At 63.2% G+C, this 21312-nt stretch carries 22 protein-coding genes and 1 pseudogene; 10 read left to right on the top strand and 13 right to left on the bottom strand.

Annotated elements, in window-relative coordinates:
* Nucleotides 1–92: 92 nt before the first annotated feature.
* A complete protein-coding gene (locus FJW08_RS25405) occupies nt 93–773 on the top strand; it encodes a DUF1236 domain-containing protein (RefSeq protein WP_140812764.1) in 681 nt (226 codons plus the stop codon).
* 154 nt (nt 774–927) lie between these two features.
* Here the strand turns inward: FJW08_RS25405 and FJW08_RS25400 are convergent, their stop codons facing one another.
* Nucleotides 928–1530, bottom strand: a complete 603-nt coding sequence (locus FJW08_RS25400) for an alpha-ketoglutarate-dependent dioxygenase AlkB (RefSeq protein ID WP_140812763.1) — start codon at nt 1528–1530, stop codon at nt 928–930.
* 167 nt (nt 1531–1697) lie between these two features.
* On the opposite strand from FJW08_RS25400, the gene FJW08_RS25395 reads away from it, so the two are divergent.
* Both FJW08_RS25395 and FJW08_RS25390 read left to right on the top strand, forming a co-directional pair.
* Nucleotides 1698–2135 carry a GFA family protein gene (locus FJW08_RS25395; protein WP_140756597.1) on the top strand — a complete coding sequence of 146 codons (438 nt, stop codon included), beginning with the start codon at nt 1698–1700 and terminating at the stop codon, nt 2133–2135.
* A gap of 67 nt (nt 2136–2202) precedes the next feature.
* Nucleotides 2203–2403: a KTSC domain-containing protein gene (locus FJW08_RS25390; protein ID WP_140756594.1), complete on the top strand. Its 201-nt coding sequence runs from the start codon at nt 2203–2205 to the stop codon at nt 2401–2403.
* 18 nt (nt 2404–2421) lie between these two features.
* On the opposite strand, the pseudogene FJW08_RS25385 reads toward FJW08_RS25390, so the two are convergent.
* The 8 genes and pseudogenes from FJW08_RS25385 to cyoA all read right to left on the bottom strand — a co-directional run bounded on the left by FJW08_RS25385 (nt 2422) and on the right by cyoA (nt 10666).
* Nucleotides 2422–3637: pseudogene (locus tag FJW08_RS25385) on the bottom strand (DUF763 domain-containing protein).
* A gap of 138 nt (nt 3638–3775) precedes the next feature.
* Nucleotides 3776–4312 (bottom strand): response regulator transcription factor, encoded by a 537-nt coding sequence (locus FJW08_RS25380; RefSeq protein ID WP_181183042.1) that lies wholly within the window; start codon nt 4310–4312, stop codon nt 3776–3778.
* Nucleotides 4302–5654: an ATP-binding protein gene (locus FJW08_RS25375; protein WP_140812761.1), complete on the bottom strand. Its 1353-nt coding sequence runs from the start codon at nt 5652–5654 to the stop codon at nt 4302–4304. Before FJW08_RS25375 ends, FJW08_RS25380 begins: the two co-directional genes overlap by 11 nt.
* The gene (locus FJW08_RS25370) at nt 5651–6469 is read right to left on the bottom strand and encodes an SURF1 family protein (protein ID WP_140812760.1); all 819 of its coding nucleotides are present in this window, start codon (nt 6467–6469) and stop codon (nt 5651–5653) included. The genes FJW08_RS25375 and FJW08_RS25370 overlap by 4 nt, the downstream gene beginning before the upstream one ends.
* A complete protein-coding gene (locus FJW08_RS25365; RefSeq protein WP_140812759.1) occupies nt 6466–6843 on the bottom strand; it encodes a cytochrome o ubiquinol oxidase subunit IV in 378 nt (125 codons plus the stop codon). The genes FJW08_RS25370 and FJW08_RS25365 overlap by 4 nt, the downstream gene beginning before the upstream one ends.
* The gene (gene cyoC / locus FJW08_RS25360; RefSeq protein ID WP_140812758.1) at nt 6840–7466 is read right to left on the bottom strand and encodes a cytochrome o ubiquinol oxidase subunit III; all 627 of its coding nucleotides are present in this window, start codon (nt 7464–7466) and stop codon (nt 6840–6842) included. Before cyoC ends, FJW08_RS25365 begins: the two co-directional genes overlap by 4 nt.
* Before the next feature lie 10 nt (nt 7467–7476).
* The gene (gene cyoB / locus FJW08_RS25355) at nt 7477–9474 is read right to left on the bottom strand and encodes a cytochrome o ubiquinol oxidase subunit I (protein WP_140812757.1); all 1998 of its coding nucleotides are present in this window, start codon (nt 9472–9474) and stop codon (nt 7477–7479) included.
* A gap of 10 nt (nt 9475–9484) precedes the next feature.
* Complete coding sequence (cyoA, locus tag FJW08_RS25350) at nt 9485–10666, bottom strand: ubiquinol oxidase subunit II (protein ID WP_140812756.1); 1182 nt, start codon at nt 10664–10666, stop codon at nt 9485–9487.
* Nucleotides 10667–10872: 206 nt separating this feature from the next.
* Between cyoA and FJW08_RS25345 the strand changes: the two genes are divergently transcribed.
* Nucleotides 10873–12195 carry an MFS transporter gene (locus FJW08_RS25345; protein ID WP_140812755.1) on the top strand — a complete coding sequence of 441 codons (1323 nt, stop codon included), beginning with the start codon at nt 10873–10875 and terminating at the stop codon, nt 12193–12195.
* A 43-nt stretch (nt 12196–12238) separates the two neighbouring features.
* Here the strand turns inward: FJW08_RS25345 and FJW08_RS25340 are convergent, their stop codons facing one another.
* The 4 genes from FJW08_RS25340 to FJW08_RS25325 all read right to left on the bottom strand — a co-directional run bounded on the left by FJW08_RS25340 (nt 12239) and on the right by FJW08_RS25325 (nt 15497).
* Nucleotides 12239–13021, bottom strand: a complete 783-nt coding sequence (locus tag FJW08_RS25340) for an SDR family oxidoreductase (protein WP_140756574.1) — start codon at nt 13019–13021, stop codon at nt 12239–12241.
* A gap of 70 nt (nt 13022–13091) precedes the next feature.
* Nucleotides 13092–13427 carry a hypothetical protein gene (locus tag FJW08_RS25335; protein WP_140756572.1) on the bottom strand — a complete coding sequence of 112 codons (336 nt, stop codon included), beginning with the start codon at nt 13425–13427 and terminating at the stop codon, nt 13092–13094.
* The gene (locus tag FJW08_RS25330) at nt 13427–14299 is read right to left on the bottom strand and encodes a DUF6772 family protein (protein WP_140812778.1); all 873 of its coding nucleotides are present in this window, start codon (nt 14297–14299) and stop codon (nt 13427–13429) included. The genes FJW08_RS25335 and FJW08_RS25330 overlap by 1 nt, the downstream gene beginning before the upstream one ends.
* 58 nt (nt 14300–14357) lie before the next feature.
* On the bottom strand, nt 14358–15497 hold the full coding sequence (locus FJW08_RS25325) for a mandelate racemase/muconate lactonizing enzyme family protein (protein ID WP_140812754.1): 1140 nt from the start codon (nt 15495–15497) through the stop codon (nt 14358–14360).
* A 131-nt stretch (nt 15498–15628) separates the two neighbouring features.
* Here FJW08_RS25325 and FJW08_RS25320 point away from each other — a divergent pair, with 131 nt between their 5' ends.
* From FJW08_RS25320 to FJW08_RS25295, 6 genes are all read left to right on the top strand, one after another.
* Nucleotides 15629–16387 (top strand): FCD domain-containing protein, encoded by a 759-nt coding sequence (locus FJW08_RS25320; protein WP_140812753.1) that lies wholly within the window; start codon nt 15629–15631, stop codon nt 16385–16387.
* Complete coding sequence (locus tag FJW08_RS25315; protein WP_140812752.1) at nt 16384–17169, top strand: SDR family oxidoreductase; 786 nt, start codon at nt 16384–16386, stop codon at nt 17167–17169. The genes FJW08_RS25320 and FJW08_RS25315 overlap by 4 nt, the downstream gene beginning before the upstream one ends.
* Nucleotides 17170–17243: 74 nt before the next feature.
* The gene (locus FJW08_RS25310; protein WP_140812751.1) at nt 17244–18488 is read left to right on the top strand and encodes a sugar ABC transporter substrate-binding protein; all 1245 of its coding nucleotides are present in this window, start codon (nt 17244–17246) and stop codon (nt 18486–18488) included.
* 91 nt (nt 18489–18579) lie between these two features.
* Nucleotides 18580–19434, top strand: coding sequence for a sugar ABC transporter permease (locus tag FJW08_RS25305; protein ID WP_140812777.1), 855 nt, complete (start codon nt 18580–18582; stop codon nt 19432–19434).
* Between the two features lie 8 nt (nt 19435–19442).
* Nucleotides 19443–20273: a carbohydrate ABC transporter permease gene (locus FJW08_RS25300; RefSeq protein WP_246682557.1), complete on the top strand. Its 831-nt coding sequence runs from the start codon at nt 19443–19445 to the stop codon at nt 20271–20273.
* Between the two features lie 8 nt (nt 20274–20281).
* Nucleotides 20282–21307, top strand: a complete 1026-nt coding sequence (locus FJW08_RS25295; protein ID WP_140812749.1) for an ABC transporter ATP-binding protein — start codon at nt 20282–20284, stop codon at nt 21305–21307.
* Nucleotides 21308–21312: the final 5 nt, after the last annotated feature.

The following is a 21312-nucleotide window of genomic DNA, read 5'->3' as shown; positions in this document are numbered from 1 at the left end:
GGGGTGGCGGCATTAACGCAGCCAGTTCGGAACAATCTTTTTTGGTCGAAGTTTCCCCCTTGAAGGGACGAACTCTCCGAAGGAGATTTCCTATGAAACATGTTCTCATTACCAGCATGCTGGCGATCGGGCTGGGCTGCGGGACGGCGATGGCCCAGTCGCAGCAGCCCGCCGACAGCCAATCAGGAGCGGACACAAACTGCGCTTCCGGCACGACCAACTGCCAGAAGGGCTCGAAGATGAAAGAGCAGGCACAGGGCAAGGCCAAGGTCCAGACCGACCAGCAGGCGCAGGACAAGGCCGGCACCAAGATGAACCAGCAGGCACAGGGCAAGGCCAAGGTCCAGACCAATCAGCAGGCCCAGGGCAAGGCCGGCACCAAGATGGACCAGCAGGCCCAGGACAAGACCAAGGTCCAGACGGATCAACAGGCCCAGGGCAAGGCTGGCACCACGACCGACCAGCAGGCTCAAGGCAAGACCTCCACGCAGGATAAGACCTCGACCGCTTCCATCAACAATGTGACCGTTGAACAGAAGACCCAGATCACCCAGGTGATCAGGGAAACCAAGGTCCAGCCGGTATCCAACGTCGACTTCGACGTCTCCGTCGGCATTGAGGTTCCGCGGCACAAGATAAGGCTGCATCGTTTGCCGGCTCGCATCGTCAAGATCATCCCGGCGTACGAGTCCTACGACTATTTCGTTCTGGCCGACGGCCGGATCGTCATCGTCGATCCGGATACGTACAAGATCGTGCTGATACTGACCTAGAGCAATTCCAGGAAAAACACGTAGCGGTTTTCCGTCTGGAATTGCCTAAAACAATGGGGATTGCTCAACCCACCTCGCCGCACGGGGGGCGGGTTGAGCAATTCTGCGGACAGCCTTCCCGGATCCTGGAAACGTCAGCGCGCGCTCAGGGATCCTACGACCGCAATGTTCGCAAGGTAATCGAGTAGCGGTGCTCGGCAAGCGGCGGGATGCTGTGTTCCCATTGCGACCGCGAAGGACCCGTCATGAGATAGGCCGATCTCGGCTCGACAGTGATGGTCCGGCGGTCCCATCCGGACCCATTCTTGCGTCGAAGGCGAAAATCGCAGGGCGCCAGCAGCGAGACGCCCGCGACATCTTCGAAATGAGGCTTGTCGCGGTGCCAGCCGATACCGGCGCCGGGCCGGTATTCATTGATCAAGACCTGCGCGAAGGCTTCGGCGGGCAGGCGCGCAAAGGCCGCGACCTGCGCGCGCAAGGGCAACAGAAAATCAGGGATCGGCGGTGCCTCGACGACCTCGCGCCGGTCATAATCGTAGCGAAGGCCAAAACCGGCGACACGCCGGTTTGCCAGATGGCCGTGAAAGTCGAAGGCCTTGAAGGGCAGTCCTTCAAGATGCTGGACGAGTTCGATTTCCTCTTGGCGCGGGATCAGTCCGGGCTGGTAGGCGAAACCCTCCGGCAGATCATCCTGAGCGGCACCGAAGAGATCGTACTGGGCCACATGGCCGGCTGTTTTCGGTTTGAGCGGCGACATTGTGCCTAGATGGTGAAGGCCGGATCGCAAGGCAATACAGGAACCGCGCTTGCTTGCCTCGGACGCATTTCAAAACCGGCGCGACGGAACACCGGAGCGGCGTGAAAGTTTAGGAAACGGCGGTTCCGTCGGAGGCCGCCGGTCATGTTCCAGCCTTGGAGTGCCGGATGCCGCGCGTTGAAACCGGGGCCTGCTTTTGCGGAGCAATTGCCGCCGCCATGGAGGGTGAGCCTTTCTGGATATGCTACGATCACGACGACGATTGCCGACGGGCGATCGGCAGTCCGCTCACCATCTGGGTCGGATATCGGCCGAGCCAGTTCCGCCTTTTGAAAGGAGCGCCAAAGGCTTTCTCCAGGACGCCGGGCGTTGTCCGTACCTTCTGTTCCGATTGTGGGAGCTCGATAGGCTACAGCGACGAAGGCCTGCCGGACGAGTTCTATCTGACAATCGGGTTCTTCGACAGACCAGAAGGGCTGCGGCCACAGGCCCATGCCTATTGGGACCTCAGGCTGCCGTGGGTCGACTTTGCAGACGGGCTGCCGCGCATCGATCGATATTCGAGGAAGCGCGTCGCGAAGTTCGGCAATCCACGTGACAGATAGCACCTTCGGGCGGCACGGAACCGGACCATGGCTGGCGGGTTAATCGGTGGAGCCGTCAGGTGCCACCATGCCGTCGACCGTCATTCGAAACACGCAATACGATTCCGCGACCAGGATCCTCTCGGTCTGGTTCGTGCCGCACGGCAACCGCTATGACTACGAGGACATCGCCCCGGCTACCTATGCGGCGTTCATGCGGGCTTCCTCGAAAGGCCGCTTCTTCAATAAATTCATCAAAGACCACTATAGGTTCCGTCGCGTGGCGTGATGCGGCGCCAGCGGCCTGTCATGCCTTCTTGTTCTGCTCGGGAGGCATCTGATCCGGCGCCGGTTCCCAACCAAAGACACTGCGGCCGCCAAGCAGATGCGACTGGTCGAACTCGCCCGCGACAATTTCCTTGAGGCTGGGACCGGTGACATATCGCTCGACCTGCCGCGACTGATCGTCGAGCCGCCTCAATGCGCCGATCTCCTCTTCGCGACCAAGCCTGGCCTTTTGCACGGCGGACTTCAACACTGTCCTTGCCGCCATGCGCCAGCGAAAAACGGCCCGGGTCCGAAAACCGGCAAGGCGCGCCATGCACCACTTCGGCAACGAGGGCCAGCGCCCGCACCGTGCGGGCGCCCACGCCAGGAACCAGGAGAAGCTCGGCGAAATCGGCGGGACCCCGCTCGGCGGCCGCGGCCATGTTGCCGTGAAGGCGATGCATCACGACATCGCTTTCGCGGACATCATGGTGAGCCGGCATGACCAGATGCGGCAGCAATGGCTGCACCGGGGCCGGTGCGGTGCGGGGCTCCAGGGCGGCGAGTTCTCGAAGGATGCGATCCGGCCCAAGATCCTGGAGCAGGTCAAGCTGTCCCTGGCGCGAGGCCTCGGCGCGCCGGTCGGTCAGGTTGACGATCTCGCCCTGGTTGGCGCCTTCGATGGCCGCATGCGGCTGGTCGACGAAACTCTTCAAACCTTCGGACAGCCAATGATAGCGGCGCGCCACCTTGCTGTCACCGTTCATGCCTTGCTGCACCACCACCCAGTCGCCGTCGTCGGTGACGATGAAGCCATGCAAATAGAGGTCGAAACCGTCCTGGACGGCGGCGCTGTCCACCTTGGCGACCAGCCGGCTGGCGGTTGCCAGGCGCGCGCCGTCGAAGCCGATGCGCTCACCGATGGCGGCAAGCTCATGCGGGGTTTTGCGCGAATGCGCGCCACGGCCGCCGCAGACGTGAATGCCGAGTTCGCCCGATAGCGGCGTGAGACCGCGTTTCAAGGCGCCGACGACGCTGGTCGTGATGCCGGACGAGTGCCAGTCCATGCCCATGACGGCGCCGAAGGACTGGAACCAGAACGGATGCGCCAGGCGCCGCAGCAACTCATTGCGGCCATAGTGATGGATGATCGCCTCGCACATGACCGCGCCGAGACGCGTCATGCGATCGCCCAACCATTTCGGCACACGCCCGCCGTGAAGGGGAAGATCAGCACTGCCCGATCGTTGCGCCACGTTCGTGCCTGCTCCTGTGTCCGCGAATCTTAGACAAATAGGTATCCCGGACCGAGCAAGGAAGCACTGAATGCTCGCACCCGGGTGATCGATGAGCCAGACTGGGCTCGGCCCGCTCGCGAGAGCAACGGCGCTGTGCTACCTCACCACGCGCTTCTCGAGCTTGCGGGCCAGAGTACGCCGGTGAAGGCCAAGCCGGCGCGCCGTTTCGGAGATGTTGAAGCCGGTTTCGACCAGCGTTTCGTGGATGCGCTCCCATTCCAGATTCTTGATCGAGGTGGGCCGGCTGGAAAGCGGTACGGAAACATCGCCCTCGGCACGGCCGAAGGCGGCTTCGATGTCATCGGTATTGGCGGGTTTCGCCAGGTAATGGCTGGCGCCGAGCTTGATCGCCTCGACCGCCGTGGCGATGCTGGCAAACCCCGTCAGCACGACGATCTTCATCGAAGCATCGCGGGCGCTGAGCAGCTTGACGCACTCCAGCCCGGAGCCGCCGGCTCCAAGCTTGAGATCAACGACGGCGTAAGCCGGAACAGTTTTTTCGAGGGCGCCGAGCAATGCCGCCCTGTCGTGGCAGACGACGACGTCGTAGTCGCGCTTTTCGAAGGAGCGCTTCAGCGTTTTCGCGAAGGTCGCGTCGTCCTCGACGATAAACAGGGATCGATCAAACGTCACGATCATCTCCATCGGTCAGTGCCGCCAGCGGCAGCAAAAGGGTAACACAGGCGCCCTGCTCCATATTGCGCGCCGAAAAATCGCCTCCCAGTTTCCGGACCACGTTCATGACGAGGAACAGACCAAGACCGCCGCCTGGCCGTCCCTTGCTCGACATATAGGGTTGGCCAAGTGCTGCCAGAATACCCTCGTCGAAACCCGGACCGCGATCGCGCACGGAGATCATGAGCTTGTCGCCTTGCCGCTCGGCAGTCACGCCGACCCAATCCTGCGATGCTTCCTGGGCATTGTCGAACACATTGAAGATGACCTGCTTCAGCGCCGTGTCTGACACGATCTGCTCGTCCGGGGCGAAATCGTTCTTGTATTCCAGCTTGAATGGCTGGCGACTGATGCGCCATTCCTCGACCAGATCGTCGAGGAAATCGCGAATGGTCGTGCGTATCGTCCCCTCGCCCCTCGCCTGGCCGGAAGACATCAGGATTCCGGACACGATGCGCTTGCAGCGCTCGATCTGCGCCTGCATTTCGGCCACGTCGGCCGCCAGTTCGCGGTTGCGCGCAAGGGTGCGCAAGTGGCGCCAGTCGGACAGGATGACGGATATCGTGGCTAGCGGTGTGCCCAGTTCGTGCGCGGCTCCGGAGGCCAGCAAGCCCATGCGCACGATGTGGTCCTCCTCGGCCGAGCGCTGGCGCAGATCGGCGAGATAGGCGTCGCGCTCGCGCAGATTGCGGTTGATGCGCGTCATGAAGATCACGATCAGCCCGGCCGCCAGCACGAAGCAGATGAACATGCCCCTGATATGCAGGGACAGGAGATCGCTGCCGCCATGATGCGGGATGGCGATCGGCTGGAAAAGGAAGATGAGCAAGACGAAGCAGGCCGAGGCAGCCGCCACGAGGATCCAGGTAAACCTTGGCGTCAGCAGTGCCGCGCCGAGCGTGATCTGCAAGAGATAGAGCGATACGAACGGATTGGACGCGCCGCCGCTCAGGTAAAGCTGCGTCGTCAGTGCCGCCATGTCGAAGATGAGTGCGATGAAGAGCTGGGTGTTGCTGATAGGCCTGATACCGCGCAGGACCAGCAGGCTGAAGATGTTGAGGCCCACCAGAAAAAGCACCACCCCGGCCATCTCCCCCAGCGGTAGCGGGATATCGAACCAGTATTCCGTCGCCAGAATGGTGAGCACCTGACCCGCCACCGCCAGCCAACGCAGTTGGATGAGCAGGAACAGATTCTTCCTGTTCGTCGCATCGGTATGCGATACTGTCCCGTTCTTGCCGGCAAGGGATGCCGCCACCAGGGATTTGCCATGGTGAAGCTCTTGCGTGGGAACGCTCATCTCGTGGGTCCTTGCCGCCGGCGGTGGCCGATCATCGGCCTGGCCAGGGCAATGGCGAGCATCGCAGCGAGCGTGAACCAGGTCAAAGCATAGACCAGATGGCTGTTGCGGAAAGTCACGACGGTCAGCCCGCCGCGCGGCCAGCCCTCGATGCCGGATGCTTTCGCATCGACGAAATAGGGAGCGACATTGGTCGTCAACCCGCGCGCGGTTGCGATAGCGGCGACGTCTCGCGCATACCAGCGATTGCCCGTGGCGTCGTTCTTGCGCAGGAATCCTCCGCCCGGTTCGCTCATGCGCAACAGCCCGTCAATGACGGCCGGCGCGGTTCGACCGCCCCTCTCCCGTTCGAATTCAGCCTTGCGCTCCTGGGGAATGAACCCGCGGTTGACCAGCACGACGAAACCAATGTCGGTTCGCATCGGCGTCAGCACCCAATAGCCGCCGCCAAGCTCCGTCACCGCCCGAACCAGCGTGTTGGCGCCGCCCAGATAGCGCCCCGCCAACCGCACATGGCGGTATTCGTAACCGGCCGCGGTGATGCCGTTCCAGCTCTGCGGGCCAGGCGCATCGACAACCGGGGCATGAATGCGCTGGTCGACACGGGCGATCAGATCGAGTTTCCAGACCCGCCTTTCCAGCTGCCATATGCCGAGCCCGACAAACACCAGCACGCCGAGAAGTCCGAGCAGCACAAGGACAAGGCGCGATGCGGACGATCCGCCGGCGTCTTCTTGCGGGGCGGGACGCGAGCCAATGCCGGTTTGTCCGATCGCCTCGATGATGGTCCTCCCAGAGCCCGCCGCCGGGCTCATGGCATCTCGCGCATGTCGTGCAGTCCCGGCATCATGTTGGCGTTGAGATGGTACATCACCCAGAGCGAACCGGTCAGCACGATACCGACCAGGATCAGCGTGAAGATCAGCGCCAGCATCGACCATCCGCCTTCCGAGGCGGTATTCATATGCAGGAAGAAGACCATGTGGACCATGATCTGCACGACGGCGAAGGCCATGATGACGATGGCCGTGGCCTGCTTGTCATCGATGGCGCCGGTCATGACCAGCCAGAATGGAATGGCGGTCAGGATCACCGACAGGACGAAGCCGGTCAGATAGCCCCGCAACGATCCGTGTGCCGCCCCACCATGGGCGTGGCCGTGACCCTCGGCATGATCATGAGCGCTCATCGCAACATTCCCATCAGATAGACGAAGGTGAAGACGCCGATCCAGACGACGTCGAGGAAGTGCCAGAACATGCTGAGGCACATCAGCCGGCGGCGGTTCGCCTTTATGAGGCCAAATCTCGCGACCTGCACCATCAGAGTCACCAGCCAGACGGTGCCGAAGGTGACATGCAGGCCATGCGTGCCGACCAGCGTGAAAAACGACGACAGGAACGCGCTGCGCTGCGGCGTGGCGCCTTCATGGATCATATGCGCGAATTCGTAGAGCTCGATGGACAGGAACGCCAGGCCGAACAGGCCGGTCACGGCAAGCCAGGCTTGCGTCGCCACGACGCGGCCCTTGTCCATGGTCAGCATGGCGAAGCCATAGGTGATCGAGGAGAAGAGCAGCATGGCGGTGTTGACCGCCACCAGATCGAGGTCAAACAGGTCCCTGGGCGCCGGCCCGGCCGCGTAGTTGCCGCCGAGCACGCCATAGGCGGCGAACAGCATCGCGAAGATCAGGCAGTCGCTCATCAGGTAGAGCCAGAAGCCAAGCATGGTGGAGCCGCCTTCGGCGTGCGCATGCTCTTCTTCCAGGTGGAAGACCGGTTCGGTGCCGGCCGTGATTGCCGTCGATGTCATGCTCAAACCCTCAGCCCCGAGCGGCGAGGAGCGTCGTCCTCGCCTCCTCCGTTTGCGTGACTTCGGCCGCCGGAATGTCGAAGTCGCGGTGGTAGTTGAAGGTGTGGCCGATCGCGGTGGCGATGAGGCAGACGAAGCTCAGCGCCGCCAGCCACCAGATGTACCAGATCAGGCCGAAGCCGAGCGCAACGCTGAAGGCGGCCAGGATGATGCCGGTGCCGGTATTGCTTGGCATGTGGATCGGCTTGAAGCCGGCAAGCGGCCTGACGTAGCCGGCCTGCTTCATGTCAAACCAGGCATCGTTGTCGCGAATGACCGGCATGAAAGCGAAATTGTAGGCGGGCGGCGGCGAGGATGTCGACCATTCGAGCGTACGGCCTTCCCAGGGATCGCCGGTCGTATCGGCAAGCGCCTCGCGCCTGCGGATGGAGACGAAGATCTGGATCAGGAAGGCGGCGATGCCGCAGGCGATCAGCACCGCGCCGAAGGCGGCGATGACGAACCATATCTGCAGCGACGGGTCGTCGAACACACGCATGCGTCTCGTCACTCCCATCAGGCCGAGGACATAGAGCGGCATGAAGGCGAACCAGAAGCCGACCACCCAGCACCAGAACGAGACCTTGCCCCAGAACGGATCGAGCTTGAACCCGAAGGCCTTGGGCCACCAGTAGGCAATGCCGGCGAACAGGCCGAACAGCACGCCGCCGATGATGACATTGTGGAAGTGCGCGATCAGGAAGAGGCTGTTGTGCAGAACGAAGTCCGCCGGCGGCACGGCAAGCAGCACGCCGGTCATGCCGCCGACGGTGAAGGTGAGCATGAAGGCCACCGTCCACATCATCGGCAGTTCGAAGCGGATGCGGCCCCGGTACATTGTGAATAGCCAGTTGAAGATCTTCGCTCCCGTCGGGATCGAGATGATCATCGTGGTGATGCCGAAGAAGGAATTGACGCTGGCGCCGGAGCCCATGGTAAAGAAATGGTGCAGCCAGACCAGGTACGACAGGATGGTGATGACCACCGTGGCGTAGACCATCGAGGTGTAGCCGAACAGGCGCTTGCCGGAGAAGGTCGAGGTGACCTCGGAAAAGACGCCGAACAGCGGCAGGATGAGGATGTAGACTTCCGGGTGACCCCATATCCAGATGAGGTTCACATACATCATCGGGTTGCCGCCGAAGTCGTTGGTGAAGAAGTTCGTGCCGACATAGCGGTCGAGCGCCAGCAGCGAGAGCACCGCCGTCAGCACCGGGAAAGAGGCGACGATCAGCACGTTGGTGCAGAGCGACGTCCAGGTGAAGACCGGCATGCGCATCATCGTCATCCCGGGCGCACGCATCTTGATGATCGTGCATATCAGGTTGATGCCCGACAGCGTCGTGCCGACCCCCGCCACCTGCAGCGCCCAGATATAGTAGTCGACGCCGACGTCGGGGCTGTAGCCGATGCCGGAGAGCGGCGGATAGGCGAGCCAGCCGGTGCGGGCGAATTCGCCGACGAACAACGATGCCATGACCAGGATGGCGCCGCCGACCGTCATCCAGAAACTGAAATTGTTGAGGAAAGGGAAGGAGACGTCGCGCGCGCCGATCTGCAGCGGCACGACGAAGTTCATCAGCCCGGTGACGAAGGGCATCGCCACGAAGAAGATCATGATGACGCCGTGGGCGGTGAAGATCTGGTCGTAGTGGTGTGAGTTCAGGTAGCCCTCGGAGCCATTGAAGGCGATGGCCTGCTGGAGCCGCATCATGATGGCGTCCGAGAAGCCGCGCAGCAGCATGACGAGGCCCAGCACCATGTACATGATGCCGATCTTCTTGTGGTCGACGCTGGTGAACCATTCGCGCCAGAGGTAGCCCCACAGCTTGAAATAGGTGATGACGCCGAGAAGCGCGATGCCACCGAGCGCCACCGCGACGAAGGTGGCGACGACGATCGGCTCATGCAGCGGCAGCGACTCCCAGGTGAGGCGGCCGAAAATGAATTTGGTCAGCGTATCGGGCATCGGCTGTCTCTCACAATTCACGCCGCAGCAGGCCGAGGGTCGGCGTATCCGCCTCCGCGCTACGGCTGTCGGTCCCTGGCCGGAGCAATCCCGCCCCGCGAAGCGGGGACAGGTTCTTCGCCGGCCAATAGGTCGGCCAGGCATCGCGGGACGCGCGCGAGACCGCAGCAGCCTCCTCAGCCGTGCAGATGCTGGCGACATAGGAGGGATTGTTTCCGAACACCGCGCCGCGCCGGGCGAGCTTGTCGTATTGCAGCGGCAAGGTGTTGCGCACACCCGCAAGACCGAGACCACCCTTGGCGTCGATCGACATCATCTCGTTCATGCACATCTTGCCGCGCTCGACGCACAGGTTGAGGATGGCGCCATAAAGGTCGGGATCGACCGAGGCGTAGTGCCGGACCGGTTCGTTCTCGCTCGGCTTTTCGAGCTCGAGATAGCTGTCGCGGTTAAGCGCCGCCGACGCTGTCCTGGCCTGTGCCACCCACTGGTCGAAGGCCTCATCGGACAGACCGTGAAAGGCGAAGCGCATGCCCGAAAAGCCGGCACCGCTGTAGTTGGCCGAGAAGCCGCTATAGGTACCCTGTCGGTTGATGACGGCGTGCAGCTTCGTCTCCATGGCCGGCATGGCGTAGATCTGCCCGGCTAGGGCTGGAATGTAGAAGGAATTCATCACCGCCGACGAGGTGATGCGGAAATCGATCGGCTGGTTGACCGGCGCAGCCAGCTCGTTCACGGCGGCGATGCCATAATCCGGATAGATGAACAGCCATTTCCAATCGAGCGCCACGACCTCGACCCTGAGTGGCTTGTGCAACTGGGTGACGGGCTGGCCGGCTTCGATCCGGTCGATCCGGCGGTATGGGTCGAGCAGGTGCGTGCCGAGCCAGGTCAGCGCGCCAAGGCATATGACGATCAGGAGCGGTGCCGCCCAGATTACCAGTTCCAGTTTCGTCGAATGATCCCAGTCCGGCGCATAGGTCGCCGAGACGTTGGATTGCCGGTAGCGCCAGGCGAAAAAGACAGTCAGCGCCATGACCGGCACGATGATGATCAGCATCAGCAGGGTCGAGACCATCAGCAGGTCGCGCTGCTGGGCCGCGACATCGCCCGCCGGCGCGAGCACCACCATATCGCAGCCACTCAACAGCCCGGCCAGGGGAAGCAGAAGCAAGGCTCCAAATCGTTTCATCAGACGCTGCCCTCGATGGACCTCCGCAACGCGTTGGAATGTTGCAGTGCGGTATCGATCAAGGGCTACTGCCGGCGGCGGCGCGGTGACATTGGACAATTTGTCCAATGCCCAGCCGGGATAGGTCTGGCACAGTGTGCAGCGCACAATGGGATTGCCGCAATTGGGTCCCAGATATTTCATTCCACGCGGTGGCGACGGATAAGATGGCTCATACTTCGACTGGCGAAACAAACAGCGGGCTGATCGGCTCGGACCACGGCCAGGTCAGCGCGGGCGATATCGCGGTCGGCGTGATCGTGGGCAGGACGTCGGAATTCTTCGACTTCTTCGTCTATGCGATAGCGTCCGTCATCGTGTTCCCCAAACTGGTGTTTCCCACGCACGATCCGCTCGTCGGAACGCTCTACTCCTTCGCCATCTTCGCGCTGGCCTTCATCGCCCGTCCGTTCGGCTCCGTCCTGTTCATGGCCGTCGATCGCGCCTACGGTCGCGGTGCGAAACTGACGATCGCGCTGTTCCTGCTCGGCACCTCGACCGTCGCCATCGCGTTCCTTCCCGCCTATGGCGATATCGGCGCGGTCGCTATCTGGCTTTTGGCACTGGCCCGCATCGGGCAGGGCGTGGCGCTCGGCGGGACGTGGGACGGCCTGCCCTCGCTGCTGGCACTGAACGCGCCGCGGAACCGGCGCGGCTTCTATGCCATGATCCCGCAACTGGGCGCGCCGATCGGCCTCATCGTGGCCAGCGCCCTCTTCGCCTTCTTCGTCGCCAACCTGTCGGCCGACGACTTCCTTGCCTGGGGCTGGCGCTATCCCTTCTTCGTCGCGTTCGCCATCAATGTCGTGGCCCTGTTCGCCAGGCTGCGCATCGTGGTGACGCCCGAATTCTCGAAACTGTACGAGAGCGGCGACCTGCAGCCGACGCGCATAAGGGACACGATCAGGACCGAAGGCCGCAACGTCGTCGTCGGCGCCTTCGCGCCGCTGGCGAGTTTCGCCCTATTCCATATGGTGACGGTGTTTCCGCTTTCCTGGGTGTTCCTGTTCACCAAGGAGGGGCCGGCGCGCTTCCTGGCGATCGAGGCGGTGAGCGCGCTGTTCGGCATCGCGGCCATCGTCGCGTCGGGTCCACTTGCCGATCGCGTCGGACGCCGTGCGCTGCTCGGCGGTTCGGCGATCGCCATCGCGACGTTCAGTGGCTTTGCCCCGCAGCTCCTGGATGGCGGCACCGTTGGCGAGGCCCTGTTCATGGTGCTGGGCTTCATCCTGCTGGGGCTGAGCTTCGGGCAATCGTCGGGTGTCGTCGCATCGAGCTTTTCGCGACAGCATCGCTATACCGGCTCGGCGATAACCTCGGATCTTGCGTGGATGTTCGGCGCTGGCTTCGCGCCGCTCGCAGCTCTCTTGCTGGCCGGCAATTTCGGCCTCATCGCGGCGGGCGCCTACCTACTCTCGGGTGCGGCCTGCACCTTGCTTGCCTTGTGGATCGATGGACGGCGTCCGGTCTCGGACCGTCCGGCCGACTGAAAAACCAGAGCTTGCAGAAGGTTCGACGCAGTCGCCCTGCCGGTCAGCGGAACATCGAACCGCCATCTACGTCGAGCGCCGCGCCATAGACGAAGCTCGCGGCGTCGGAGCATAGGAACAGGATCGCGGCAGCCATGTCGTCGGGCCGGCCCATGCGGCGTATGGGGAGATTGGCCGCGATGCGATCCTTCAGGGCCGGGTCGATGTGGGAATGCATCGGCGAATCGGTCGGTCCCGGATTGAGGGCGTTGATGCGCACCGCCTTGCCCGCCAGTTCGCGCGCGACCGACTTCACCAGCGACAGCGTGCCGGCCTTCGAGGCCGCATAGGCCGTGTCGGCGATAAGGCCGCCGCCGCCATGCACGCCGGCGTCCGATGCCACGCAGACGATGTTTCCCCCACCGCTGCCCTGCATGCGCTGCACCGCCCCCTGGACGGTGAAGAAGGTGCCCAGCAAATTGACGCCGAGCACGTGTTGCCAGTGCGCCCAATCCTGGTCCGGGATTCGCTTGGCGGTGATGATCGCGGCGCAGGTGACGACGTTGTCGAGCCGTGCCAGCCTGGCATCGCAATAGTCGAACATATGCTTGATGCTGTCGGGATCGCCCATGTCTGCCACCACCTTGTGCGGTGTCCCGGCCATCCCGCCCAGCTCGTCATGGCGCCTTGCAAGGCCTTCCGCGTCACGGTCGCACATCACGACCTCGGCCCCTTTGGAGAGGAATGCCCGGGCGGTTTCGAAACCCATGCCGCTGGCGGCACCGGTCACCAGCACGGTCTTGCCGGCAAAGCTGTCCTGGGCAAACGTGGCGTACGCGTCGGTCATGATTTCTCCATAAGCTGAAAAACGGATTTGCCGGCCATAGGCGAGGCCCGTTGCGCCGGCGCGAGCCGGTTCAGGCCTTCAGATGCAGAGTCACCAGCACGGTACACTCGGCGCCACCGTCGAACCGTGCCGCGACACGCAGCCAGTTGCCGAAATGGGCAAGCCGCGCCATCGCCACGGCGTCGCGCTCCTTCGGCATGGGAAATTCGGTGCCCTCGCGCAGCCAGTGCATGCCGTCCGGCGAGACCTCGACCCATGCCGAGCCGGTGGGGCCGACGGGTTGCTTGAGCGCCCGCACGAAGAAGATCGCCTCTCGCGCCCATCCCGCCTCATAGGGCTCGCTGGCGGCTTCGCCATGCCAACGCTCGTTGCGCGAGACGACCGCGGTGATGTTCTCGGGCAGCATCAGAAATCTCCCGAAATGCAGATGGAATCGACGTAGAGAAAGGCCCGTTTGGCGACGTCGGTTTCAGCGAAAAGGCCGAAATTGAGCATGCACCACAGGTTCTTCATCGCCGGAATGCGGATCGAATCGAAGCCTGTGAGATCAAAGCTGCGATCGTTGCAGCGCAGCCCGAGCGCCGTCATCGTTGCCAGATCGAAATCGAAGCACAGATACGTCCAGTTCACCTTGGTGGGGATTTCATTGTAGCAGAGGCGCTGCGATCCGCCGGGAAGATCGGTCCAGCCCTCCGGCGACAGATGGTAGTGGCTGATCGTCTTGTTGTCGGTGCCGATCGGCGTGATCCTTTCGGTCTCGCGCTTGTACTGCCATTTCTGCAGGTGCTGGCCGTCGAGCGCGTTCAAAAAGCGCAGATGCGGCATGACACGATCATTGTTGCTGTTGCCGTCCTGGTCTCCACCCTGCAGATCGAAGAGGAGGCCGACGGATCGCACGTCGGTTTCGGACAGCTTGAGCGTGTTGGCCTCCGGCTTGAAGGTAAAATACACTTCGAAACGGATCGGCCCGCGTTTGCGGAATGTGTGACGTTTGATGGCGACGTTGCGGGCCCCCGCCACCGGGCGCGTCGCGATCTTCAGCGCATAGGACGAATCCATCCCGCCATGCGAGCCGGCGTCCCAGTGCGCGAGCGTCGACAGCATCGCGCTGGTGTGCTGCGCGTAGCCCGGCAGCATGGTGTCGAGATCGTCCTCGTAATTGCCGACAAGCTGGGACCAGCCGCAGTGGCCGCGCGCGAAATTGTCGAACGACAATATCCGTGGCAGCGGATCGAAACGGCTGAGCGCGGGGTCCGCGCGCAGCAGCGCCAGGCGCATCGCCTCCGTCAGGTCGCCGGTCTGGTTTGGAGCCTGGTTCTTCATCTGGTCTTCGGCCTCATTCGGCTTTCAGTTTCTTGACGGCATTCCAGTCGATTTCGATGCCGAGCCCGGGTTTTTGCGGGACATCGAGCGTGCCGTTCTTCTGCCTGAGGCAGCCGGGCGCGAGATCGGCCAGATGCGTCTTGAACGGGCTGGCGTCGCACTCGCATTCCATCACGCCGAAGTTCGGCATCGCGGCAGCCAGATGAACGCTTGCCGTCTCGCAGACGATGCCGGACATGCCGATATGCGGAGCGTAACGGACGTCGTGCGCGGAGGCGTAGTCGGCCATGCGGCGCGTCTCGGAGATGCCGCCCGCGCGCGCCACGTCGGGCTGCAGGACCGACAGTGTGCGGTTGGCGATCAGGCGTTGCGCCTGGTCGAGGGTGAAATTGCTCTCGCCCGCGGCCAGCGGTACGTCGCAGCGCCGACGCAGCTCCTCATAGCCCTGCTCGTTTTCCGGCTGCAGCGGCTCCTCGAACCAGAAATAACCATTTGCCGAAAGCGCGCGGCCGACCTCGACGGCCTCGTCCAGATCGTAGGCCCAGTTCGCATCGACACAGAGCCCGATCGCGTCTCCGGCCCGCTTGCGAATGCGCTCGATGCGTTTGCAGGCGTCCCGCACGGGGCGGGCCATCTTGACCTTGATGCGTGTAAAACCCTCGGCGACATAACGGTCGAGCTCGGCGTCGGCGGCCTTGTCATCGACCCAGTTGACGGCCGCCGCGTAGACATCGATGCGATCACGTCCGACGCCGCCAAGAAGTTTCGCGATCGGCTGTCCGGTCGCCTTGCCCAGTATATCCCATAGCGCGATATCGACGCCGGCGATGGCCTCGATCAGCATGCCACCTGCCCTGCCCGACAGCGCGCGGCGCATCGACTGCCACAAGGCGCCGATGTTGCGCGCGTCCTGGCCGAGCAGGCGCGGCCTGAGCGAGCTTTCGATCAACTCGACATAAGCCTTGGGTGAAAATCGAGCCAGGGTTTCGCCGACCGCGACAATGCCGTCGGTGGTGCGCACTTCGACCAGAACCAGCGAGACCTTTTCGTAGACGCCCCATGACGTGACCGTGGGCCTGGGCAGCGTCTGACTGAGGGGATGGGCTATCACCTCGGCAATCTTCAGCGGCCCCGCCGCGGTTGGATCGCTCATGCGCATCGATACCAGACTTCCCTCGTCCCTGCGGATGGCCCGTCATAACGCTCACTTATAAACTTAGCAACCAGAAAACTTAGTTGCTATGTTTGAGGCAATTGTGCTAGGCAGCCAAAAGAGGATCCCGAATGGCCGCAGAAACAGCACGCAAATCGATTTTCGCCGTGAAGCCCGCGAGCCCATCGCGCCTTGCTGATGGCGTCTCGGATGCAATCGCCGCGGCCCTGTTCGACGGACGCATCGCCCCTGGCGAGGCGTTGCCGCCGGAAGGCGAGATCGCCAGGGAGTTCGGCGTCTCCAAACCGATTGCGCGCGAGGCGCTGCGCCAATTGACCAGCGCGGGCCTGGTCTCGACGCAGCAAGGCAAGGTCGCGCGCGCCAAGGCACTGAGCGGCGAGCCGATGGACCGCATCTACGCCTATGCGGTCCGCTCGAGCCTGATGCGGCTGCAAGAAGCCAACGAGATGCGCCGCGTCATCGAGGTCGGCATCGCCCGGCTGGCCGCCGAGCGCCGCGATCCCAGAGGGTTGGAAATGATGCGGCAGGCCGTGCTCGACATGCACGCCGGCATCGGCAGGCCAGACGATTTCACGCAAGCAGACATCATGTTCCACCTCGGCCTTGCGACAGCCACTGGAAATTCCATGATCCGCATCCAGATGGAAGGGATGCGGTCGGTCCAACGGGAGGTTTCGGAACTGTTCTCGCGACGTTCCAATCGCAGCGAAGCGGATTGGCGCGCCACCGTCGAACGGCACAAGGCAATCCATGACGCAATCGCGGCGGGCGACACCGATCTCGCCGACCGACGCATCCACGAGCACTTCGACGCGGCCGACATCGCCTCGTTCGAGGTCGCGGACAAACTCGGGGAGCCGTCGCGGTGAGCCATGACCGTTTTTCCCTGGCTGGTCGTCGAGCGCTGGTGACGGGCGCCAGCTCCGGCATCGGGCGTGCGGTTGCGATTGCCCTTGCGCAGCAGGGGGCCTCGGTCGCGCTGCACCATTTCGGCGACGCCGCCGGCGCGCGCGATACGGCGGCGGCCATCGGCCCCGGCACCGCGGTCATCGAGGCCGATTTCACCGACAGCAGGGCAATGTCGGCCTTTGCGGACGAGGTCAGCGACGGCCCCATCGACATCCTGGTCTCGAACGGCGCGATCGAGCGGCGCTGGGCATGGAACGAGGTCGACGAAGCGCATATCCAGGCGCATGTCGCGGCCAACTTCACGGCGCTGCTCACCTTGGCCGCTCGGCTGGTTCCAGCCATGGCAAAGCGCGGATGGGGGCGCGTGGTGGCGACCGGCAGCGTGATGGCGAGGCGCCCACGCGCCGAGACCATCGTCTATGCATCGCTGAAGGCCGCGCAACTGACGGCCGTGCGCGCCATGGCGCGTGAAGTCGCGCCGCATGGCGTCACCATGAATGTTGTATCGCCCGGCGCGATCGAGACGGAAGCAACTGCCGAGCGTTACCGGGACGCCGCTTTCCGCCAAGCGGTCGCGGCGAAGATTCCCGCCGGGCGCCACGGTCAGCCCGAGGACGTCGTCGGCGCTTTCGTTTTCCTGTGCAGCGATGCCGCCCGTTACATCACCGGCGCCGACATCCCCATCGATGGCGGCTGGACGATCGGCGACGCGCCCGGTGCCCTGCCAGGAGCGACAGCATGACCACACGCCGCCGGCCGGGCCATTGATATCGCGCCACAATTGTCGAGTGACCATCAGCGCTTCGGGAGGAAATAATGAAGACCGCAATCAAGCTCGCACTATCGGCCGTGGCACTGTGCGCCCTGTCGGCACAGTCGCTGGCCCAGGAACTCCGGATGACCGTATGGACCGGCAGCGAGGCCCATCTCAAGATGCTGAACGGCATCGCCGCGGGCTTCATCGCCAAGCATCCGGGCGTGACGGTGAAGTTCGAGACCGTTCCGGTCGCCGACTATACGCAGAAGCTCACCTTTCAGGTCGCCGGCGGCAACACCCCGGATGTCGCCTGGATGATGGAGGATGCGGCACCAGCCTTCGAGAATGCCGGCCTGCTCATGGACATCGGCCCGACGCTGAAGGCTACCGAGGGATACAATTTCGAGGATTTCTCCAAGCCGGCGATGGCGCTCTGGCAGAGGGATGGCAAGGTCTATGGCGTGCCGTTCTCGACCTCGCCTTTCCTGATCTACTACAACAAGGACATGTTCGACAAAGCGGGTCTCGAAGACCCCAACCAGCTCGCCGCCAAGGGCGAGTGGAACATGCAGAAATTCCAGGAGGTCGCCAAGAAGCTCACCCAGGCCAATCCCGGCAAATGGGGCTTCGAGTTCAAGGACGGCGAAGGCTACGCATCGCGCATGACGCACGCTTTGCTGCCGCCCGTGCGCGCCTATGGCGGCGATCTATGGGCCAACGGCCAGTGCGGCCTGGACAAGCCGGAAGCGGTGGCCGCGATCAAGCAGCTGCACGACATGGTGTTCAAGGACAAGTCGATCGTGCCGCCGGGAGAACAGGGCGACTATTTCTCCGGCAATTCGGCGATGACCGTGAACCAGATTTCGCGGGCCTCGAAGATGCCCGAGGCGGGTTTCAAATGGGGCATCGCACCGCTGCCTTCGGGGCCGGCCGGCGAGGCTCCCGTCATCGGTCAGGCCGCGCTGACCGTCTTTGCATCGGGCAAGAACAAGGAGCTCGCCGTGCAACTGGTTGCCGAGATGACCAGCAAGGACAATGTGGCTGTCATGGCGCAGTTCTTCCCGCCCGCCCGCAAGAGCGTTCTCGAGAGCGACGCCTTCATCAATTCCAACAAGCTGATCCCGCCCGAGCAAATGAAGAGCGTGGCAGCCGCGATCGTCAACGGCCGCGTCCACCCCTCGCATGAGCATGTGCCGCAGATCTTCGCGGCGATGGCGCCGCGCGTCGACGCATTATGGCGGGCCGACGCCAATGTCGAAGAGGCACTGAAGGGCGTCTGCGCCGCCATCCAGCCGCTGCTCTGACACAGGGCTCCGCTTCGTGACTGGCAAGGCATACCGAGGCAATGCGGCGCGCCCACCGAGCGCGCCGTGGCTGACCCTGAAAACCAGGGAAATGCTGGAAGCGTGGCTGTTCGTCAGCCCGACCCTGATCGGCTTCCTGATCTTCTTCCTTGGGCCGCTGGCCGCCATTTTCTATTATTCGACGACCGAGTGGAACCTGCTCAGCCAGCAGGCGACCTTCGTCGGGCTTCGGAATTTCCACAACGTCCTGCTGGAGAACCCCGACTTCTGGCATGTCGTGCGCAATTCCGTGATCTTTGCGCTGGGGCTGGTGCCCCTGAACATGGCGCTGGCGCTCTCGCTTGCGCTGGCGCTGTCGCGGCCGTTCTTCGGCGTCGTCTTCTTTCGGACGGTTTTCTTCGCGCCGGTGGTCACGTCGGCGATCGCCTGGGCGATCGTCTGGAAATTCATGCTGCAGGGTGAAGGCGGCGCCGTGAACCAGATGCTTGCCTGGATCGGCATAGACGGTCCGAACTGGCTGCGGGAGCCCAACTGGGCGATGGCGGCGGTCATCGTCACCCGCGTCATCAAGATGGTCGGGCTCAACATGATCCTCTACATCGCGGCGCTGCAATCGATACCGCGCGACTATCAGGAGGCCGCGAAGCTGGAGGGTGCGTCGCGCTGGCAGGTCTTCCGCATGATCACCTGGCCGCTGCTTGCGCCAACGACGCTGGTCATCATGGTTCTGACGACGATCGGTTCGTTCAAGGTGTTCGACCACATCTACCAGATGACCGGTGGCGGCCCGGAAAACGGCACGCTGGTGCTGGCGTTCTACATTTACCAGCAGGGCTTCAAATTCTTCAATGTCGGCTATGCGGCGGCGCTGGCGCTGATCATGTTCGTCATCGTCATGGCGCTGACCCTCGTGCAGGTGACGCTGCGACGGAGGGACATGGAGTGAGCCCGCGCTTGACCGAAATCCTGTACCGCATCTGCTGGACCATCGTGCTGCTGTTGCTGGCGGTGCCTTTCATCTTCCCGTTCTTGTGGATGATTTCCGGCGGCTTCAAGAGCACCACCGAAATCTTCGGCACGCCGACTTTGATGCCCCGCGTCTGGCGCTTCGAGAATTTTGTGGAAGTGTTCGCCTATCAGCCCTTCGCGCGGCAGTATTTCAACTCGCTCTACATCGCCGCGACGGTGACGGTGCTGACCTTGTTCATCGCCTCGCTTGCCGGCTACGCACTGGCGCGCATCCGCTTTGCCGGCGCCGGTCTTTTGATGCTGTTCCTGGTGATGGCGCTGATGGTGCCGGAAGAGGTCACCATCATCCCGAACTTCTTCCTGATCCGCGCCATGGGTCTGATCGACACGCACTGGCCGCTCATCCTTCTGCCGTTGTTCGGGCCGCAGGGCGTAGTGGCGACGTTTCTGATGCGCCAGTTCTTCCTGGCGCTGCCCAAGGAGCTCGAGGAGGCGGGCAAGATGGACGGACTGTCGCGCTTCGGCGTCTGGTTGAAGATCGCGCTGCCCATGTCGCGGCCGGCGCTTGCCGCAGTCGCGATCATCACTTTCCTGCATTCGTGGAACCTGTTCCTCGAACCGTTGATCTTCCTCAGTTCGCTGGAGAAGTTCACGTTGCCGCTGGCGCTGTCCAATTTCAACGACAGCTACGGCCTGCCCCTGTGGAACCTGCAATTGGCGGCGACGAGTCTGGCCGTGGTTCCCATCCTCATCATCTATCTGATCGCCCAGCGCCAGATCATCGAGAGCTTCGCCCTCTCCGGCGTCAAGGGATAAGGGAAGTCATGACAAAGGTTCTGCTCAAGGACATTCGCAAGAATTTCGGCACGGTCGAGGTCATCCGCGGCGTCGATCTCGAGATCGAGGATGGCGAGTTCGTGGTCTTCGTCGGACCGTCGGGATGCGGAAAGTCGACATTGCTGCGGCTGATCTCCGGCCTGGAGCATATCAGCGACGGCGAACTCCACATCGGCGGCCACCTGGTCAACGAGGTGCCGGCGGCCAGGCGCGGCGTCGCCATGGTGTTCCAGTCCTACGCGCTTTATCCGCACCTGACGGTCCGCGACAACATGGGCTTCGGCCTCAAGGTCCGCAAGGTGCCGGCCAGCGAACGCGCCCGCCGCGTTTCGGAAGCCGCCGCGACGCTGAAGCTCGAACCGTTGCTCGACCGATTCCCGCGTCAGTTGTCGGGCGGCCAGCGCCAGCGCGTGGCCATCGGCCGCGCCATCGTCGGCAATCCGGACGTTTTCCTTTTCGACGAGCCGCTCTCGAACCTCGATGCCGAATTGCGCGTCCACATGCGCTCCGAGATCGCGGCGTTGCACCAGCGCCTGTCGACGACGATGATCTATGTGACCCACGACCAGATCGAGGCCATGACGCTTGCCGACAAGATCGTGGTTTTGCGCGACGGCAGGATCGAACAGGTCGGCTCGCCCCGCGATCTCTACGACAGCCCGCGAACCGTCTTCGTCGCTCAGTTCATCGGCAGCCCCAAGATGAACGTCCTGCCGCTCGCCGACGGACAGCCGATCGCGCTTGGCGCATCGGTTCCCGCGACGGCCACATCGGTCGGTGTTCGACCCGAGCACCTGTCGCTGGGTCAGCCCTCGAACACCACGTTGCGCGGCAGGGTAAGGCTGGCTGAATACACCGGCGCCGTCACGCTCCTCCATGTCGAGCTGGACGGGGGCCAGACATGCCTCGTCATCCACAATCAAGGACCGACGCCCGAAACCGGCGCCGAGGTCGGCCTGCTGGCCGAGCCCGAGCATCTGCATTTCTTCGACAGGGAAGGACGGGCGGTCTGATCTGC

The organism is Mesorhizobium sp. B3-2-1, from assembly GCF_006439515.1.
Lineage (GTDB): Bacteria > Pseudomonadota > Alphaproteobacteria > Rhizobiales > Rhizobiaceae > Mesorhizobium.
Note: the sequence above shows the minus strand (reverse complement) of the source record. Positions and strands in the feature narration are given on the sequence as shown.

Excerpts from the sequence above, each read along its gene's own strand:
- FJW08_RS25340 (WP_140756574.1), bottom strand. The coding sequence starts at position 13,021 with ATGACCGACGCGTACGCCACGTTTGCCCAGGACAGCTTTGCCGGCAAG.
- FJW08_RS25325 (WP_140812754.1), bottom strand. The coding sequence starts at position 15,497 with ATGAGCGATCCAACCGCGGCGGGGCCGCTGAAGATTGCCGAGGTGATA.
- cyoC (WP_140812758.1), bottom strand. The coding sequence starts at position 7,466 with ATGACATCGACGGCAATCACGGCCGGCACCGAACCGGTCTTCCACCTG.
- FJW08_RS25345 (WP_140812755.1), top strand. The coding sequence starts at position 10,873 with ATGGCTCATACTTCGACTGGCGAAACAAACAGCGGGCTGATCGGCTCG.
- FJW08_RS25405 (WP_140812764.1), top strand. The coding sequence starts at position 93 with ATGAAACATGTTCTCATTACCAGCATGCTGGCGATCGGGCTGGGCTGC.
- FJW08_RS25330 (WP_140812778.1), bottom strand. The coding sequence starts at position 14,299 with ATGCGCCTGGCGCTGCTGCGCGCGGACCCCGCGCTCAGCCGTTTCGAT.
- cyoB (WP_140812757.1), bottom strand. The coding sequence starts at position 9,474 with ATGCCCGATACGCTGACCAAATTCATTTTCGGCCGCCTCACCTGGGAG.
- FJW08_RS25320 (WP_140812753.1), top strand. The coding sequence starts at position 15,629 with ATGGCCGCAGAAACAGCACGCAAATCGATTTTCGCCGTGAAGCCCGCG.
- FJW08_RS25390 (WP_140756594.1), top strand. The coding sequence starts at position 2,203 with ATGCCGTCGACCGTCATTCGAAACACGCAATACGATTCCGCGACCAGG.
- FJW08_RS25400 (WP_140812763.1), bottom strand. The coding sequence starts at position 1,530 with ATGTCGCCGCTCAAACCGAAAACAGCCGGCCATGTGGCCCAGTACGAT.
- FJW08_RS25395 (WP_140756597.1), top strand. The coding sequence starts at position 1,698 with ATGCCGCGCGTTGAAACCGGGGCCTGCTTTTGCGGAGCAATTGCCGCC.
- FJW08_RS25305 (WP_140812777.1), top strand. The coding sequence starts at position 18,580 with ATGCTGGAAGCGTGGCTGTTCGTCAGCCCGACCCTGATCGGCTTCCTG.
- FJW08_RS25310 (WP_140812751.1), top strand. The coding sequence starts at position 17,244 with ATGAAGACCGCAATCAAGCTCGCACTATCGGCCGTGGCACTGTGCGCC.
- cyoA (WP_140812756.1), bottom strand. The coding sequence starts at position 10,666 with ATGAAACGATTTGGAGCCTTGCTTCTGCTTCCCCTGGCCGGGCTGTTG.
- FJW08_RS25370 (WP_140812760.1), bottom strand. The coding sequence starts at position 6,469 with ATGAGCCCGGCGGCGGGCTCTGGGAGGACCATCATCGAGGCGATCGGA.
- FJW08_RS25365 (WP_140812759.1), bottom strand. The coding sequence starts at position 6,843 with ATGAGCGCTCATGATCATGCCGAGGGTCACGGCCACGCCCATGGTGGG.
- FJW08_RS25295 (WP_140812749.1), top strand. The coding sequence starts at position 20,282 with ATGACAAAGGTTCTGCTCAAGGACATTCGCAAGAATTTCGGCACGGTC.
- FJW08_RS25375 (WP_140812761.1), bottom strand. The coding sequence starts at position 5,654 with ATGAGCGTTCCCACGCAAGAGCTTCACCATGGCAAATCCCTGGTGGCG.
- FJW08_RS25335 (WP_140756572.1), bottom strand. The coding sequence starts at position 13,427 with ATGCTGCCCGAGAACATCACCGCGGTCGTCTCGCGCAACGAGCGTTGG.